Here is a 16985-nt window from a genome sequence, read left to right as displayed (position 1 = left end):
AATCTCTCCGTTTAACTGGTTTGAACTTTCTTCTTTAAATCCGCAACCTGCTGCTGAAGTTGCTTAATTTGTTGATCCTTCTGGCCAGAATCCTGTTTACCGACCGAATTCTTCAATTGTTGCGTTAACTGATTGTTTTGCTTTTGCAGGGAGTCAATCTGAGCGTTGGCATCCTGTTCGGAGGTCTTACGCTGCCGGTTAGTTTTAAACGTATTGATACTGGAAAACAGAAAAACTAACAGCGCTCCGATCAGCAATGAAATGAGAAGCACCATTACAAGCGGCCAGTGAACCTCCGCAAACCCAAAGTCGACCGGGACAGTCTCAACGTTTAGTAAAGCAAAGATGGCAATTAAAATAATTAATAAAATTCCTAAAATAATGCGGCCCTGATTTTTCATAACTTTCGCTCCCTAGTCTATTTTTTAAAGGGGATCTCAATGATATCAAAGTCACGGACAACGCGAGTATTCGGAAAAATTCGTTGTGCGTCACTTTCTAATTGATGTGCCATTTTACCGGTGTAACGAGCTGAAATATGGGTTAACAATAATAAGGCGACCCCACTTTCCTTAGCTAACTTAGCGGCTTGAAGGTTGGTCGAATGATAGTAGGATCTGGCTAATTTGCCTTCGTCCTTCCCAAAGGTGCTCTCATGGACCATCACATCCGCATTCTGAGCAATCTTTTGCGAGTTCTTTGTCATTCGGGTATCCCCAAATACGGCAACAATGCGGCCCTTCTGGGTGGGTCCCAAATAATTCTGACCATTGATCGTTCGGCCATCCGGCAATGTGACAACCTCGCCCGCCTTTAGTTTGCCATAGATCGGTCCAGATGGCACGTGTTCTGCCTGGAGCTTATCAACCATTAATTCACCTGGGTGATCCCTTTCCACCACCCGGTAACCCCAACTTTCAATTTTATGATCTAATTTATAACCAAATACGGAAAATTTTTGATCCTCAAATAATAACCCTTCCGTCTCGAGTTCTGTAAAAATCAACCGATAAGATAACCGAGTTTTAGAAACTCTCAGGCTCGTTGTTACGAAGTCCTTGATGCCTCGCGGGCCATAAATGGTAACGGGAGTTTCCCCCCCCTGGTTGGAACGGCTGCTTAACAGACCGGGTAGTCCAAAGATATGGTCCCCGTGTAAGTGAGTAATGAAAATCTTATCTATTTTTCGTGGCTTAAGCGTTGTACGTAAAATTTGGTGTTGCGTTGCTTCACCACAGTCGAACAACCATACGGAATTACGTTCATCCAACAAACGGAGGGCCGTACTCGTCACATTACGAAATTTTCCGGGTGCACCTGCGCCAGTTCCTAAAAATTCAATTTGCATCGTCTGATCGTTCCTATTCTTTAGTTTATCCTGCCTTATTTTAGGCGATTTTTCCTGAATCTGCAACATGGATTCAATCGAATCGGATAAAACTAAGCTTTAGTCAGAGGTCGACCCCTAATCCAGGTTATAATGAAAATCATTATTAAGGAGGAAACTCATATGCGTTTATCTGATTTTATGTTATCCACTCAGGAATTGGATCCGGCCATGCCCCTTTATTTTGAATCAGGTTCCCACGAAGTACCGGTGAGCGCTCTCACTCCCACTTCATCACAACTCATCCTAAACCTAACCGGCAACCAAACGCCATTAACGCTGGGGCAGCTTCGGGCTCAGGTTAAGGCGCTCCCGGGCCGGTTACGCCTCTACGTTCAACAGGCTACTGGCGATCACCTCATTCTTGGGTACCGGCTTACTCAAAATCATCTGTTACTCGGATAAGGAGAATCCCATGACTAAAAAAAGCATCCTATTCGTATCAGCCATTGTCTTGATCACTCTCAGTGGGTGTTCGACCAGTTCAAATCAGGGTAAGAAGGCTGATACCGATCCTAATTTTAACGCCAATCAGTCAGCAACTAATGTGGCTCTCTCAACAACGTCCAGTTCCATTAGTTCAACTTCGTTTACTCCTAGTCGAACGGAAACCAACCGTAAGAATTACGTTCAGCCATCGCAACTTTTCCATCCGGGCGAATTCACCTACGATCAAGTAGGAACCCGTCAGCAGCTGCTAAAAATGCGAACCAAGCACCATAAAATCCAATCGGGACCGTTGTCCTACACCATTACACGTGTCAGGGTCATTAAGAACCACGCCGTTAATCAGCCGGCTCTAAACTACGCTGAACAACAATTCAACGCTAAGCCGCTGGCCCGAACGTACTATACCGTACAGCTTAGTTTTTTAGTTCAAAACCACTCTAGCCAAGATTTAGTTTTAGGTGGCGTAAAGCAGCTTAAGTTAAGTAACGGCGTCACCTTGGCCCCAAATCAACAATTAAGTGATCGTAGTGCTGGCCGGATTATTCGATCCCACAAATCCTTGACGACTTCGGCCCTGGGACTATTAGGCTCCCAAACTAACCCTAAGATTACCTCCGCTACCATTCGTTTTAATCCAGCTTTTCACCACCAACGGGCCAGTACGCCTAAATCCAATTTACTCAAGCTAAAAATCCAATAAAAAACGGTCAGTCATTCTAAAAATGATTGACCGCTTTTTGTTAACTACAAAAAGTAATCTTATGCAGATATCATAACGTATTTTTAATTAGATTAACCAAGTGATTGCAACTACCAAAAAGGTTCATTCAGCTATTCTAGGAACTCAAAGGTAAAGTTGCCAATTTGAACTGAATCACCATTTTTGGCACCCGCATCCCGGAGGGCCGAATCAACGCCCATTCCTCGCATTTGACGGGCAAACCGGGTTAAACTTTCCTCGTGGTTGGTATCCGTCATTTCAAATAGTCGTTCGAGCTCACGCCCTGAGAGAACCCAGATACCGTCCTCATCCCGACTAATTTCAAACGGTTGCTCTTCTTCATAATCATATGCCACATCGATCTCATCAGGAATCCCCTTAACCGGAAACTGTGGGGTCACATCTAATAAGTCAGCGGTTTTATTGAGTAGTGGTGACAATCCCTGATGTGTCACAGATGAGACTGGGAAGATCTCTGGGGTTTGATCTAAATAGTGATCTTGTGCTAGTTCTTCCTTAAACTTAAGCAGATTCTCTTCGGCACCCGGCAAATCCATCTTGGAAGCAACAACAATTTGAGGTCGCTTCAAGAGTTCGGGATCATATTCCTGGAGTTCCAAATTAATTTTTTCAAAATCGTCAAATGGATTGCGTTCCTCGGATCCACTCATATCGACAACGTGCAGGATAACCCGCGTCCGTTCAACGTGACGTAAAAACTCGGTTCCCAAGCCAACGCCATTAGACGCTCCTTCAATTAATCCTGGAAGATCGGCCATTACAAAGTCCCGGCCGTCATCTAGTCGAACCATCCCCAGGTTAGGGACCAGCGTGGTGAAATGATATGCCGCAATTTTGGGCTTGGCACTCGTGACAACGGATAATAGCGTTGACTTTCCAGCGGATGGAAAACCAACTAGGCCAACGTCTGCCAATACTTTTAGCTCAAGCTGAATGTTGCGTTCTTGACCCGGTTCCCCGTTTTCGGCAATCTCTGGCGCCGGATTCTTTGGGGAGGCAAAGTGGGTATTTCCCCGGCCTCCTCGACCCCCACGAGCCGCAATAAACTCATCACCTTGATGCAGAAGATCCGCTAAGACCTGCCCCGTATCCGTATCAATAACGGTTGTTCCTTCTGGAACCGCGATGATCGTGTCGGTTGCACTCTTACCGTGCTGCTTTTTAATAGCACCGTTTCCCCCATTATCCGCCTTGAATTTACGGGTATACCGAAAATCCATTAACGTCCGTAACCCTTCATCCACGCGGAAAATCACGTTGCCTCCTCGGCCACCATCACCACCGGCAGGACCGCCGTTAGGAACAAATTTTTCCCGGCGAAAGGCAACCATTCCATCGCCGCCCTTACCGGCCTTTACACTAATTTTCACTTGATCGACAAACATTTGTGCCATTATTTTATCCTCATTTTCTTCGTAATCCAACAGGTCACTCCGGACTTGTTCTGCTTCCGCCACCATGAAAAAAACAGGCGGAAGAACCGTCTGCTCTATTCTAACATGATTCGGCCCCAGTTTGGAGCTAGCTTTCATTTGGCTGCAAGGAATATTTAATTGTTTGGGCGACCTTCTCTGAAATTCCGATATCCTTTAGTTCATCAAGTGAAGCAGCTTCAATGCCCTTCATAGACCCGAACTGACGCAGCAATTTATTCCGGGTCTTTGGTCCAACCCCCTTGATGGAATCCAGCCGTGAACTGAGGGAGTGCTTCGTATGAACCTGACGGTGAAACGAAATGGCAAACCGGTGAACTTCATCCTGAATTCTTTGAACCAAGTAAAAGCCCTGGCTCTTAGGGTCTAAGTGAATGTGTTGATCACCATCGCCAAATAGTAGATCGGCCGTTTTATGGTGATCATTCTTCACCATACCAGCCACCGGAATATCTAACCCCAATTCATTCTCTAAAACGTCCTTGACCGCATTCATTTGAATTTCGCCCCCATCCATTAATATCAGGTCCGGCATCGCTGCGTGTTCCTTTAATAGCCGGGTATACCGGCGCCGAATAACTTCACGGGTACTGGCAGCTTCATCCGCATGCTCTTGGTGTAATTTGTACTTACGGTATAGTTTCTTATTCGGTTTTCCATCCACGAAGACGACCATCGCTGAAACTAAATCCGCTCCCTGAATGTGAGAATGATCAAAGGCCTCGATTTTATGTCCAGGTGCAATTCCTAAGGCATCCGTAACTTCCCGCATGGCCCCCGTTGTCTTCCCCTCATCCATTTCAAGAAGCCGAAATTTCTCTTCTAAGACCAGTTTGGCGTTCTTACCCGCCATTTCCAGCAGGTCGCGCTTGGCACCCCGCTTAGGCGTTCTAACAGGGGTTTCCAACACTTCTGACAGGGCAGTTGCATCTAGACCAGCCGGAACCAAGATCTCCTTTGGCATCACAATGTTTTTTCGTTGGTAAAACTGTACGATGAAGGTTGAAAAGTCCTCTTCGGCCGTATTCATGACGGGTAACATTTTCTTTTCCCGCTTCATTAACCGGGCCTGACGAATAAAGAAGACTTGAACGGATAACCAGCCCTTATCCATGTAGAAATTAAAAATATCGCGTTCTGCATGATCGTGCGAAATAATTTTTTGTTTTTCCACCGTCATCTCAATGTACTTGATCTGATCCCGGATTTCACCTGCCCGTTCAAACTGAAGGTCGTTTGCCGCCAGCTTCATTTGAGTGGTCAGCGTCTTCTTCGCTTCTCCCACGTTCCCGTTTAAAAAGGACTTAATTCGTCTAATCTGTGCATCGTAAGCAGCCTTTGGTACATCCTTAAAGCAGGCACCTAAACACTGGTCCATGTGGTAATAAAGACACGGGCGTCCCTGGTGTCCGGGGCACCGTCTTAACGGGTAAACCTTTTCTAAGAAGTGCAGCGTCTCTTCCGCCGCGTAGACGTTTGGATAAGGACCAAAATAGTACCCTCCATCTTTTTTAATGGTGCTAACTAATTGCATAACGGGATCACGCTCGTTGGTAATTTTAATGTAGGGGTAACCTGATCCCTGCTTAAGCTTCGTGTTGTAATAAGGTTGATACTTTTGAATCAGCGTAATTTCAAGTAGGAAGGATTCCTTATCGGTTGAGGTGATAATGGTTTCAAAATCCGCAATTTCCTCGACTAATTGGGCCCGTTTTCCCACCTGCGTTGTTTTAAAGTAGGAGCGGACCCGGTTTTTCAGATTTTTTGATTTTCCAACATAGATAACATCGCCCCGAATATTTTTCATAATATAACATCCTGGTTGATCAGGGAGTAACGCCAACTTATGTTCAATGTGTTCTGATGCCACAGGCCGTCCCACCATTCTAAATAAATTTCGATAATCAGTATAAAACGAAAGCACGTTCGATGCAAGAAATAACGTGAATTTGCCTTTAACGTAAAAGCGTCTCCGGAGTAAAAATCACACTCCAGAGACGTATTAATATAGCCAATATTTTTAATTAGTCATTAATAATCTTATTAATAAAATTCTGAGCCCTTTCGGACGTAGGTTGATCAAAGACTTGTTGAGGTGTGCCATTTTCTTGAACATATCCATCCGCCATAAACCAAACCCGATCAGCAGCTTTTTTTGCAAAACCCATTTCATGAGTAACAACAACCATGGTCATTCCGTCTTCCGCCAACTCTTGCATGACTTGTAACACTTCCCCTACCATTTCAGGATCTAATGCTGACGTTGGCTCGTCAAATAATAGAACTTCCGGATTCATTGCCAACGCTCTGGCAATGGCAACCCGTTGTTTTTGCCCACCTGATAATTGTTCCGGATAACGATCTGCCATTTTTCTTAGACCAACTCGATCCAATAATAATAGCGCAGATTTGCGCGCATCACCTTCAGATTCCTTTTTTACCCGCTGGGGGGCCAACATTAAGTTTTGAGCCACCGTCATATTTGGAAAGAGATTAAAGTTTTGAAAAACCATACCCACTTTTTCCCGATATTGACTCAATTGCGTCCGATCAAAGCGAGTAATATTTTCACCCTTGTATAGTATCTCGCCACTTGTTGGTTGTTCCAATAGGTTTAAACACCGCAAAAAGGTACTTTTGCCAGCACCAGAGGGCCCAATTACACAGATAACTTGGCCTTCTGCTACCACTTCATTGATATCCTTTAGAACATTCGTTGTACCGTATTTCTTTTCAAGGTGTTGAATAGCTAAAATAGGTTGATCAATTGGCATATTGCATCTTCCTTTCGTAGTGGTTCAAAATTCTCGTTAAAATAAATGTCATTGCAAAATACAGTAACATCGCGATAAAAATTGGCATGACACCACGGTACGTATCTGATCGAACCAGGTTAGACTCATAAATTAAATCGGTAACGCCAATAATGGATACTATGGAACTATCCTTTAGCAAGGTAATGAATTCATTTCCCAGTGCTGGCCATATATTTCGCATCGCTTGGGGTAAAATAACGAATCGATAACTGTCACTCATTGATAACCCAAGGCTTTCTGCCGCCTCCGTTTGACCAGAATCAACTGAATTAATCCCGCCCCGGATAATTTCGGCCACGTAAGCTCCACTATTCAGCGAAACCGCAATAATGCCTGCAAGTAAGGCTGGAATATTAATTAGAACACCAATCCCAAAGTAAACAAACATGACCTGCACCATCATTGGGGTTCCCCGTAAAAACTCAATGTAGGAAATAGCAATTCCACGCCATAATCTATTCTTAGATAGCCGCATAAGTGCGAGTAATAACCCCAGCATCAACCCTAAAATAGCAGAAACAATAGAAATAATCAGCGTGTATTCGATCCCAGTAGCAAAGAATCGCCAATAGTGCCACATCGATGTGTCCTCTGTATTGACCTTCAAATACTGGCCAGCTTTTTTCAAGTAATCCTTATTCACCAAATCTTGTTTTTGAATTTGATCAATACCCTTATTTGCAGCCTGTGCTAAGCTGACATTTCCCTTTTTCACAGCGATGGCAACCCCAGTGGTTCCCTTATCCAACTTAAATTCAGCGTTGATTGCCCTTAAACTACCATCATTTTTGGCGTATGCCAGCGCGGCAGGCTTTTCCATTACTACCCCGTTAACTTTGTTAGTCTTAAGTGCTAAAACGAGATCGCTATAAGAGGTCATCCCCCTGACTTTTACTCCTTTGATTTGTTTTTTTGCAAGGTCATACTGCGTTGTTCCCGTTTGTGCCCCAATCGTCTTATTTTTAAAAGAATTTTTATCATGGTAAAGCCAGCTCATAGACTTCTTCACCAAGATATATTGTCCCCCATGGTAGTACATCTTTGTAAACAACACATTCTTACGCCGTTCAGGGGTTGGATTGACTCCTCCAATGACCATGTCACACTTCCCAGTCTGGAGTGCAACCAGTAGGGAATCGAAATTCATTTTTTTAACGACCAGCTTAACACCTATATTTTTGGCAACTTTTTTAGCAACCATAATATCAACACCCTGAACCGTTGAATGCCCATTTTTATTCACTAAAAATTCATAAGGTGGATAATCCGGACTAGTTGCAACCACTAATTCCCCCCGGGCCTTAACCGCTGACAAGGAGCTGCTCATTTCTGGCACATCAGCCTTGGCAGTCGAAAGGCTTCCAAAGGACATCGTTAGAATAAATATGATTACAACCCGATAAAATAAATTACCTGTATTTTTCATGCATTCATCTCCCAAATAATTAAATAAATATGTAAATAAATGAATATGTTGTTTATCATACTTAATATTCATTTATTATGCAACATTTTTTGCTATTTTTTATTTAATATACACTAAAAATGAATACACGTCGCTGTTTTATGCATTTACACATATCAAATGACAAATGATATAAATTCTGCTATTCTGTGAATATGAGTGAAGGAGATGTAAAAATATGGCAATACGAGGAAAAGCTAAGCGCCAAGATAATTTAGATTCCAAGTTCGGTACGTTTGCCGAACTTGATCCCCGTGATAGTGCTCGGGATAAATTCTTAAAACACGGTAACCATGCCGAAAAAAAGGCTAAACCAATTATCACACCCAAAAAACATCACCATAAAATTAGTGACGATGAAAAATAATACAAAAAAATGATAAAACAAAGCCCCCGCCGTTAGACTAATCTAACGTCGGGGGCTTTGTTCTATCAGAACTACCAGCTAGTCAACTATTCGATTAGCTAAACTCGGATACAATTCCTCGATTATATTTATAAATTTGATTGATAACCATCAGGATAGCGTTCATTTAGCCGTTTGATATTTTCCTGGGCGACATCATCAAAATCAATGTCAGCCCACTGAGCGACTTGACTAAGATACCAGAGGACATCGCCCATCTCAGAAACCAAAGCCTCTTGATCCAATTCCTGGCCCCGAAACGTATAATTTTTAACAAGATCGACAACCTGACCCGTCTCACTTGCTAAGCCCAAGGCACAGTTGGTTAGAACCTGTTCGTTGCCGTAAAGGGTCCGATTAGCGGCCTCTTGATAATCGTTAAATTCCATTAGTTTTGGCCTCCAAATGCCTGAGTTTCAATCCAATCCCAAATGGCATCCTTTCCCATCTTCTGCGGTGCAGAAAATAAAAGTAGGGGGTTATCAGGGGTCATCCCTAACCCCTTGCGCATTGTACTTTCAACCTTATTCCATTTACTGCGTGGAATTTTATCCGCCTTTGTGGCAACGACCAAGGTTGGTAAATCATAGTAGGCAAGCCACTGAAACATTTGAATATCATCTTTCGTTGGTTCATGCCGAGCATCGACTAGCTGAATCACACCACGAAGTTGTTCCCTCTGGGTAAGATAGGTTTCAATCATCTGGCCCCAACGTTCACGCTCCGCTTGCGAGACCTTCGCATATCCGTAACCTGGCACATCCACGAAGTAAAGCTGATCCTCAACGTTATAAAAGTTAAGGGTTTGGGTCTTACCCGGCTGACTTGACGTTCTGGCGTAAGAACGCCGGTTAATTAAAACGTTCGTCAACGATGACTTCCCCACGTTCGACCGACCGACAAAAGCAATTTCCGGGTATCCTGTCGTCGGATACTGTTCCGGTGCTACTGCACTCATCACTAACTCGACGTTATTGACTTCCATAAAAATGCCACCCTCCAAAAAGATTCCTACTCATTCTAACATATCCCACTGACGTTTTTAGCCATCATTTACGGAATCATTAGAAAAAGGTCCATAAAAAAACTGGTTAAGTCAGGTAAGTAACCTAACTTAACCAGCATCACCCAACCGTTACGATGGCTGACCGTTCTTCATCACAATTTGCGGTTCCGTATGATTTTTCACCGTATCAGCCGTTACAACGACTTTTTCGACGTCATCCCGACTCGGTAAATCAAACATAATATCCCGCATCACTTCTTCAATAATTGATCGTAGCCCACGGGCCCCTGTGTTTCGATCTAACGCTAGCTTAGCCATTTCACTAAGTGCACCTTCATCGAACTCTAAATCAACATCGTCAAGTGAAATGAGTTTTTGGTATTGTTTAACCAGTGCGTTTTTGGGTTCGGTTAAAATTCGGACTAAATCATGTTCATCCAACTTCTCTAAGGCCGTTAAAATCGGCAACCGACCAATAAATTCAGGAATTAACCCAAACTGCAGGAGATCTTCAGGGATAACTTGCTGCATAAAACTCTCACCGGATTTTTGTGCTTCCAGTTCCTTGGAATTAGTACCAAACCCAATTGTTTTATCCCCTAACCGGTTCTTAACAATTGTTTCAATTCCGTCAAAGGCCCCACCCACAATAAAGAGAATATTCTTCGTGTTAATTTGAATAAACTCCTGTTGTGGATGTTTGCGCCCACCCTGAGGTGGCACGTTGGCAATGGTCCCTTCGAGAATCTTTAAGAGCGCTTGTTGAACCCCTTCACCAGAAACATCACGAGTAATCGAGACGTTTTCAGACTTCTTGGCAATTTTATCGATTTCATCGATATAAATAATTCCCTTTTCAGCCCGTTCAACATCAAAATCAGCGTTTTGCAAAAGTTTTAGCAAAATATTTTCAACGTCTTCACCAACGTATCCCGCTTCCGTTAAGGTCGTGGCATCCGCAATGGCAAACGGAACATTCAAAATTCGAGCCAAGGTTTGGGCTAGATAGGTCTTACCGGAGCCCGTCGGTCCAATTACAGCAATATTACTCTTCTGCAGTTCTGGCCCCTCGTTATCCTTTTCCATCTCGTTAACCCGCTTATAATGATTATAAACGGCTACGGCAAGGGTCCGTTTAGCTTCATTCTGGCCGATGACATAGTCATCCAGTTCATGAACAATCTCTGCCGGAGTTGGAACTTCAAACGCCTCATTTGCGTGTTCTTGGCTAAACTCTTCGTCAATAATTTCCTTACATAAATCGATACACTCATTACAAATGTAGACGCCCGGTCCAGCCACAATTTTTCTGACCTGGTCCTGAGACTTTCCACAGAATGAGCAGGTTACGGGGCCATTCGTTTCAGTATCTTCAAACAATCCATTCACCCCTCCATTAATTTTTGTTTCACTACCTTAATGATAGCAGAGATGTCATTATTTCGCGACAATTAAACAACCGCTTAATAGAACAAACTGTTATCACCAGCAAGTGGAAATATAACACATCATCTTACTAAATAAAAGCCATTTGTTTTCACGAAAAAACGGCCATTCCGACCTCGGTCGAAATACCCGTTTTAACCCCACTTATAAGTAACTAACGACTATTTTTCGTCGCTCTTCTTATCGTCGGCTTTTAAATTCTGCTTAGCAGAATCCCGAATCAAATCAACTGCATCCTTGACAGCAATATCATGCTTCAACATGTCTTCAGTCAATGCTGAACGGATTGCAGATTCTTCCATGCCATATTGGGCAGCTAAATCCTTAACTTCAGCATCAAGTTCTTCTTGTGAAGGAACGATGTTTTCAGCCTTAACGACTGCGTCTAGGACTAAGTTAACCTTAACACGGTGTTCTGCACCTTCAGCAAATTGCTTCCGAAGGTCAGCTTCGCTAGTACCCGTTAATTGGTAGTACATCTCAGCACTGATCCCTTGTTGTTGCATGTTTGCTAAATATTGTTGAACCTGACGATTAACATCTTCGTTAATCATGGCTTCAGGGATCTCTGCAATGGTAGCATTTTCAACGGCAGTGTCGATTGCTTCCTCTTCAATTGCATTTTTGGCGGCTTCCGTCTTTTGTTCCTTCAACCGTTCTTTGATCTTAGCCTTTAATTCATCAAGACTGTCAACGTCATCATCAACGTCCTTGGCAAATTCATCGTCTAGTTCAGGTAATTGCTTAGCCTTAACTTCGTGAATCGTCACCTTAAAGACGGCTTCCTTATCACGTAAGTCTTCAGCTTGATAGTCAGCTGGGAAAGTTACCGTAACATCAACGTTTTCACCGGCCTTGTGCCCAACAAGTTGGTCTTCAAAGCCAGGGATGAAGGAGTTAGAGCCTAATTCTAGGGAGTAGTTATCGGCCTTACCACCGTCAAATTGCTTACCGTCAACGTAACCATCAAAATCGATCACAACGGTATCACCATTTTCTGCAGGTTGATCTTCCTTCAGGACCAATTCAGCTTGTTGTTGTTGTTCACGTTCAAGTTCAGCGTCAACATCCTTAGCGTAAACCCGCGTCGTTTGCTTTTGAACGCTAAGGTCTTTGTATTCACCTAATTCAACTTCTGGTTCTACGGTAACGACCGCAGAAAGTGTCCATGGTTGATTAGTTTCCATTGAATCAACACTAATTTGTGGTTGGTCAACGGGTTTAATTTCAGTTTCTTGAACCGCAGCCTCATAAGCTTCTGGTAATACAATGTTTAAAGCATCTTCGTAAAGTGCTTCTTCACCGTACATTGAATCGAACACTTGACGTGGAACCCGGCCCTTACGGAATCCAGGAACACTCAAGTTCTTCTTAGCACGTGCAAAGGCCTGATCGAGGCCTTCCTTAATTTTATCTACGCTAATTTCAAAGGATAATTTACCCTGGTTAGCGTCTGTTTTTTCCCATTTTGCAGCCATTATTTTCCCTCCGAATTGAAAAGATGATCTATTTACAATTCTATCAATTGCATACGCATTTCATTTTACATGAAGGATTCAAAAATGTAAATCTTTTCTCATTAAAAAGCCAGTCATAACGCCGGTTTTGTCCCGAAAAAAGAAAAAGGCCCAAAGGAGATCGCTCCCCTTTGGGCCTTATAATCACTAAATTAGTTAAAAACTAATTAGTCATCAATAGTTGAAACGATACCGGCACCAACAGTGTGGCCACCTTCACGGATAGTGAACTTAGTACCCTTTTCGATGGCAGCTGGCTTTTGCAGCTCAACATCAAAGGTAACGTTATCACCAGGCATAACCATTTCAACACCTTCTGGCAATTCAATTACACCAGTGATATCAGTGGTGTGGAAGTAGAATTGTGGACGGTAGTTTGAGAAGAATGGCGTATGACGGCCACCTTCATCCTTAGTTAAGATATAAACTTCGGCATGGAAGCTCTTGTGCGTTTGGATTGAACCAGGTGCGGCAAGAACTTGTCCACGAACAACGTCTTCACGGTTAACACCACGAAGAAGAACACCGACGTTATCCCCAGCTTCACCAAGGTCAAGAGTCTTACGGAACATTTCGAGACCAGTAACGGTACTCTTAAGAACTTCTTCCTTTAAACCAACGATTTCAACTTCATCGCCGACCTTAACAGTCCCACGGTCAATACGACCAGATGCAACAGTACCACGACCAGTGATAGTGAAGACATCTTCAACGGGCATTAAGAAAGGCTTGCTAGTATCACGTTCTGGAGTAGGAATGTAGTCATCAATGATGTCCAATAAGTGAAGGATAACCTTTTCTTGTTCTGGGTCGCCTTCAAGAGCCTTGAGAGCTGAACCACGGACAACAGGTACATCGTCACCAGGGTAATCGTATTCAGAAAGTAATTCCCGAACTTCCATTTCAACTAAGTCAACCAATTCGTCATCATCAACTAAGTCGGTCTTGTTTAAGAAGACAACGATGTAGTCAACACCAACTTGGTGGGCAAGCAAAATGTGTTCACGCGTTTGTGGCATAGGACCATCAGTTGCAGCAACAACTAAGATGGCACCATCCATTTGTGCGGCACCAGTGATCATGTTCTTGATGTAGTCAGCGTGTCCTGGCGCATCAATGTGAGCATAGTGGCGCTTTTCAGTTTCGTATTCAACGTGAGCAGTGTTGATCGTGATACCACGTTCACGTTCTTCTGGAGCTGCATCAATATCAGCATAGTCTTCAGCCTTAGCTAAACCTCTATCAGCCAATACTTTAGTGATAGCAGCAGTCAGTGTTGTTTTCCCATGGTCAATGTGGCCGATTGTACCAACGTTAACATGGGGTTTTGTACGTTCATAATGTTCTTTTTCAGCCATTAATGAAACCCTCCTGTTGTTTTCGTAAGAATCAGTATCCTCCACAAGTGGAGTTACCGTCCTTTACATAAGATTATACTACTTCTTTCCTAAAAGAGGAAGGTGCATCCCTTTAACGAAAGAATCCTTAAACATTATATCTATCAAACTTTTATTTGTAAACCATAATCGCAAAAAAGGTCGTTTATTTTTTCAAAACCGGCTAATGCATCAGCCGCGTGGTGTATTGGTCCAACTTTTTTTGCCATTGGTCAACCTGTTCTTCGGCCGACGACGAAACGTCAACGGGTACCCCGCCTGCCCGGTATTTCTGAATTAGACGGTCCACCCACAGTTGAGGATCCGTCACCACTCGATCGTTAAAGGGATACAGGTACATCATTTCAAGTTGGGCCTGTTGCGTAATCATTTGTTCCGCCATCGGATCATCGTGCCCAAGTCGCCGTTGAATTTCATCGTTAACCGCCTGTACACTGCTGATGCTTCCTAGGAGTGGCAACTGCTGACCTCCAATTTTATGGCGCTGTTCATCAAGCCAGAGCAACTCGATCTCTTCTTGGTACTGAAGTTGTTGGAGAACTTCTAGTAGACTGGACCGAAGTAAGGGATGTAAAAAGGGATCCAACAGTAAATATTTGGCTCCAACGAGGTAATTATCCAACGGTAAGGCTAATGCCGCATCAAATCGGCGTTTCTGTTCGGAGAAGGATTGATCGCTAAGATGGTAAAACTGGCGGCTGACCGTTTGAATGGTTTCCTTCATTTCACTTTTGGCCACCCTCTCCCCGTCCTGAATTTCCTGCAGGGCTGCCGGTAGCCAATCCTGATGAACTACTGGATCCATAGCCATTTCCCGTGCTTCAATAAATCTGTGATTATGCACTAAAAGACTAATTAACAGGTTAAATAAAGCATGATCAGTCAAATAGGTCGTGACAAAATCCGCAGCATACTGTTGGGCTGCTTGATATCGTTGATCCAGGTAAAGTGCTTCGACTAATAAGTGGTTATTTTGTTCCGTTTGCTGTTTTTCATACAGGGCCTCAAAGTTAGCACTGGCTAAGGACCAGTCCTCACGTTCAAACGCCTCTCGCCCCTCCCGCTCAAGCTGTTCAGCCGACTTTTGGTTCATTTAAACCACCCCTTCTACAAAAAAACGCGACCCGGTTAGAAACCCAAGTCCCGTTTTTAAATCGCTTTACTCGTTAATTGATTCTTCATCCTTGGTGGCTTTTGCGCCGCTCTTTTTCCGACGGTGATGTTGGTTAGCTTCCATAATCACCGGTAAGATAACGGGACGGCGATGAGTTTGGTCAAAGAGGAAGTGGCTCAATTGTTCACGGACATCCTGTTTAAGATGACCCCAGTCAAACTCTTTATTATCAAGATTGTTCTGAACCGCCTTCTGAATGATCTCAGCACTTTCCTGCATCAGATTCTTGTTAGCTTTCACATACACAAACCCACGGGACGTAATCTTAGGTTCCGAAACAATTTTTTTCTTCTTCCGGTCAATGGTAACGACCGCAACAAAGATACCGTCTTCAGAAAGAACCTTCCGATCACGCAGCACAATGTTTCCAATGTCGCCAACTCCGATACCATCAATCATGGTATCGCTCATCTCAATCCCCTTGCCTAGGTGCATCCCCGCATTATCATACTGTAAGTTATCGCCCTTTTGTAACAGAAAAATGGTGTCATCTGCGTAACCTAACTCTTTTGCGGCTTCGGCTTGGGCCGTTAAACACCGATACTCTCCCGTTACCGGGATTAAATACTCGGGGTGAAGCATGTTGATCAGCAGCTGTAAATCATCCTTGCTGGCGTGTCCTGAGGCGTGCATATTATCAGAAACATTTCGCACTTCACCATCCGCGCGATAAATTAAGTCTCGGGTCCGGGCCGTTGTATTTTCCATGGCGTGAGATGGTGTTGTTGCAATGTAGACTAAGTCACCTGGTTCAATGTTAAGACTCTTATCTTGTTGATCCGCCATCCGTTGAAGGGCCTTAATGGGTTCCCCCATTCGCCCGGTCTGCAAGATCACAATTTGGTCCTTATCTAACTTAGCGAGGTCAGCTGACTTGATCAGTAAATCATCCTCGGGCATCGTCAGCTTCTTCAGATCCATTGCCGTTTTGACGATCTTTTCAACGTCGGTACCCGTCAGATAAACCTTTCTCTTGGATGCCGCAGCCGCATTTAGTACCTGCTGGATCCGTAAAATATTTGAAGCGACACTGGCAACAATGATCCGGCCATCATAATCATCAAAGGTTTCCTCTAAATCCTTAGCAATATCCCGTTCGTTTGCGGTGGTATAAGGATTTTCAGCGTTGGCTGAGTCGGCTAGTAAGGCTAAAACCTTGTCCTGTCCGATGGCTCCAATGCGACCATAATCAGTCCGGTAGCCATTCTGAGCCGTTTGATCAAACTTAAAGTCACCCGTATAAACGATTTGACCTTCATCCGTTTTAAGGTCAATTCCGAGGGATTCCGGAATGGAATGGGTCGTCTTAAAGAATGAAACCGAGACGTCGCCAAAGTCCACCTCAGTTTTTTCATCAACCACGTGAAAATCATCGTAGTCATTCACCCGAGGGTCAGCTTCAACACCGAGTTTTGCAAGGGCAATGGTCATTTCTGATCCAAATACCGGAACGTTAAATTCATTTAAAAAGTATGGGAGTGCCCCGATCGCATCGGCATGGCCGTGAGTTAAAAAGACGGCAACGATTTGATCTTTATGGTCCCGCAAATAATCAAAATCAGGAATCACAACGTCAATTCCAAGTAATTCATTTTCCGGGTACTTCAACCCGCAATCTAATAGATAAATGCCGTCGTTAACTTCGACTGCATACATGTTCTTCCCATTTTCACGTACTCCGCCAAATGGAATAATATTAATTTTCGAACTCATAGTCCACCTCAATAGTCAGTTTTGCTTTAGTTA

At 43.6% G+C, this 16985-nt stretch carries 16 protein-coding genes; 3 read left to right on the top strand and 13 right to left on the bottom strand.

The window, feature by feature from the left end; genetic code table 11:
• Positions 1 to 11 precede the first annotated feature (11 nt).
• On the bottom strand, positions 12 to 401 hold the full coding sequence (locus DCM90_RS00535) for a LapA family protein (RefSeq protein ID WP_109249409.1): 390 nt from the start codon (positions 399 to 401) through the stop codon (positions 12 to 14).
• Positions 402 to 418: 17 nt separating this feature from the next.
• A complete protein-coding gene (gene rnz / locus DCM90_RS00530; RefSeq protein ID WP_109249408.1) occupies positions 419 to 1348 on the bottom strand; it encodes a ribonuclease Z in 930 nt (309 codons plus the stop codon).
• Between the two features lie 162 nt (positions 1349 to 1510).
• On the opposite strand from rnz, the gene DCM90_RS00525 reads away from it, so the two are divergent.
• A complete protein-coding gene (locus tag DCM90_RS00525; protein WP_109249407.1) occupies positions 1511 to 1792 on the top strand; it encodes a hypothetical protein in 282 nt (93 codons plus the stop codon).
• 10 nt (positions 1793 to 1802) lie between these two features.
• Positions 1803 to 2537 carry a hypothetical protein gene (locus tag DCM90_RS00520; RefSeq protein WP_109249406.1) on the top strand — a complete coding sequence of 245 codons (735 nt, stop codon included), beginning with the start codon at positions 1803 to 1805 and terminating at the stop codon, positions 2535 to 2537.
• Positions 2538 to 2668: 131 nt separating this feature from the next.
• Here the strand turns inward: DCM90_RS00520 and obgE are convergent, their stop codons facing one another.
• From obgE to DCM90_RS00500, 4 genes are all read right to left on the bottom strand, one after another.
• Complete coding sequence (obgE, locus tag DCM90_RS00515) at positions 2669 to 3964, bottom strand: GTPase ObgE (protein WP_109249818.1); 1296 nt, start codon at positions 3962 to 3964, stop codon at positions 2669 to 2671.
• A 136-nt stretch (positions 3965 to 4100) separates the two neighbouring features.
• Positions 4101 to 5882 (bottom strand): excinuclease ABC subunit UvrC, encoded by a 1782-nt coding sequence (gene uvrC, locus DCM90_RS00510; protein ID WP_109249405.1) that lies wholly within the window; start codon positions 5880 to 5882, stop codon positions 4101 to 4103.
• A 154-nt stretch (positions 5883 to 6036) separates the two neighbouring features.
• Complete coding sequence (locus DCM90_RS00505) at positions 6037 to 6786, bottom strand: amino acid ABC transporter ATP-binding protein (protein WP_109249404.1); 750 nt, start codon at positions 6784 to 6786, stop codon at positions 6037 to 6039.
• The gene (locus DCM90_RS00500) at positions 6776 to 8254 is read right to left on the bottom strand and encodes an ABC transporter substrate-binding protein/permease (RefSeq protein ID WP_109249403.1); all 1479 of its coding nucleotides are present in this window, start codon (positions 8252 to 8254) and stop codon (positions 6776 to 6778) included. Before DCM90_RS00500 ends, DCM90_RS00505 begins: the two co-directional genes overlap by 11 nt.
• Positions 8255 to 8471: 217 nt before the next feature.
• On the opposite strand from DCM90_RS00500, the gene DCM90_RS00495 reads away from it, so the two are divergent.
• Positions 8472 to 8660 carry a hypothetical protein gene (locus tag DCM90_RS00495; RefSeq protein WP_109249402.1) on the top strand — a complete coding sequence of 63 codons (189 nt, stop codon included), beginning with the start codon at positions 8472 to 8474 and terminating at the stop codon, positions 8658 to 8660.
• A gap of 128 nt (positions 8661 to 8788) precedes the next feature.
• On the opposite strand, the gene DCM90_RS00490 is transcribed toward DCM90_RS00495, so the two are convergent.
• From DCM90_RS00490 to DCM90_RS00460, 7 genes are all read right to left on the bottom strand, one after another.
• Positions 8789 to 9088: a nucleoside triphosphate pyrophosphohydrolase family protein gene (locus DCM90_RS00490; protein WP_109249401.1), complete on the bottom strand. Its 300-nt coding sequence runs from the start codon at positions 9086 to 9088 to the stop codon at positions 8789 to 8791.
• Positions 9088 to 9684, bottom strand: a complete 597-nt coding sequence (gene yihA / locus DCM90_RS00485) for a ribosome biogenesis GTP-binding protein YihA/YsxC (RefSeq protein WP_109249400.1) — start codon at positions 9682 to 9684, stop codon at positions 9088 to 9090. Before yihA ends, DCM90_RS00490 begins: the two co-directional genes overlap by 1 nt.
• Before the next feature lie 150 nt (positions 9685 to 9834).
• Positions 9835 to 11085 carry an ATP-dependent Clp protease ATP-binding subunit ClpX gene (gene clpX / locus DCM90_RS00480; RefSeq protein WP_109249399.1) on the bottom strand — a complete coding sequence of 417 codons (1251 nt, stop codon included), beginning with the start codon at positions 11083 to 11085 and terminating at the stop codon, positions 9835 to 9837.
• 227 nt (positions 11086 to 11312) lie between these two features.
• Positions 11313 to 12629, bottom strand: coding sequence for a trigger factor (tig, locus tag DCM90_RS00475; protein WP_109249398.1), 1317 nt, complete (start codon positions 12627 to 12629; stop codon positions 11313 to 11315).
• A gap of 206 nt (positions 12630 to 12835) precedes the next feature.
• Positions 12836 to 14026: an elongation factor Tu gene (gene tuf, locus DCM90_RS00470; protein ID WP_109249397.1), complete on the bottom strand. Its 1191-nt coding sequence runs from the start codon at positions 14024 to 14026 to the stop codon at positions 12836 to 12838.
• A gap of 202 nt (positions 14027 to 14228) precedes the next feature.
• Complete coding sequence (locus DCM90_RS00465) at positions 14229 to 15158, bottom strand: type I restriction endonuclease subunit R (RefSeq protein ID WP_109249396.1); 930 nt, start codon at positions 15156 to 15158, stop codon at positions 14229 to 14231.
• 66 nt (positions 15159 to 15224) lie between these two features.
• A complete protein-coding gene (locus tag DCM90_RS00460; protein WP_109249395.1) occupies positions 15225 to 16952 on the bottom strand; it encodes a ribonuclease J in 1728 nt (575 codons plus the stop codon).
• Positions 16953 to 16985: the final 33 nt, after the last annotated feature.

Origin of the sequence: Levilactobacillus bambusae (assembly GCF_003124125.1) — a bacterium.
Lineage (GTDB): Bacteria > Bacillota > Bacilli > Lactobacillales > Lactobacillaceae > Levilactobacillus > Levilactobacillus bambusae.
This window is presented reverse-complemented; position numbering and strand designations above follow the sequence as displayed.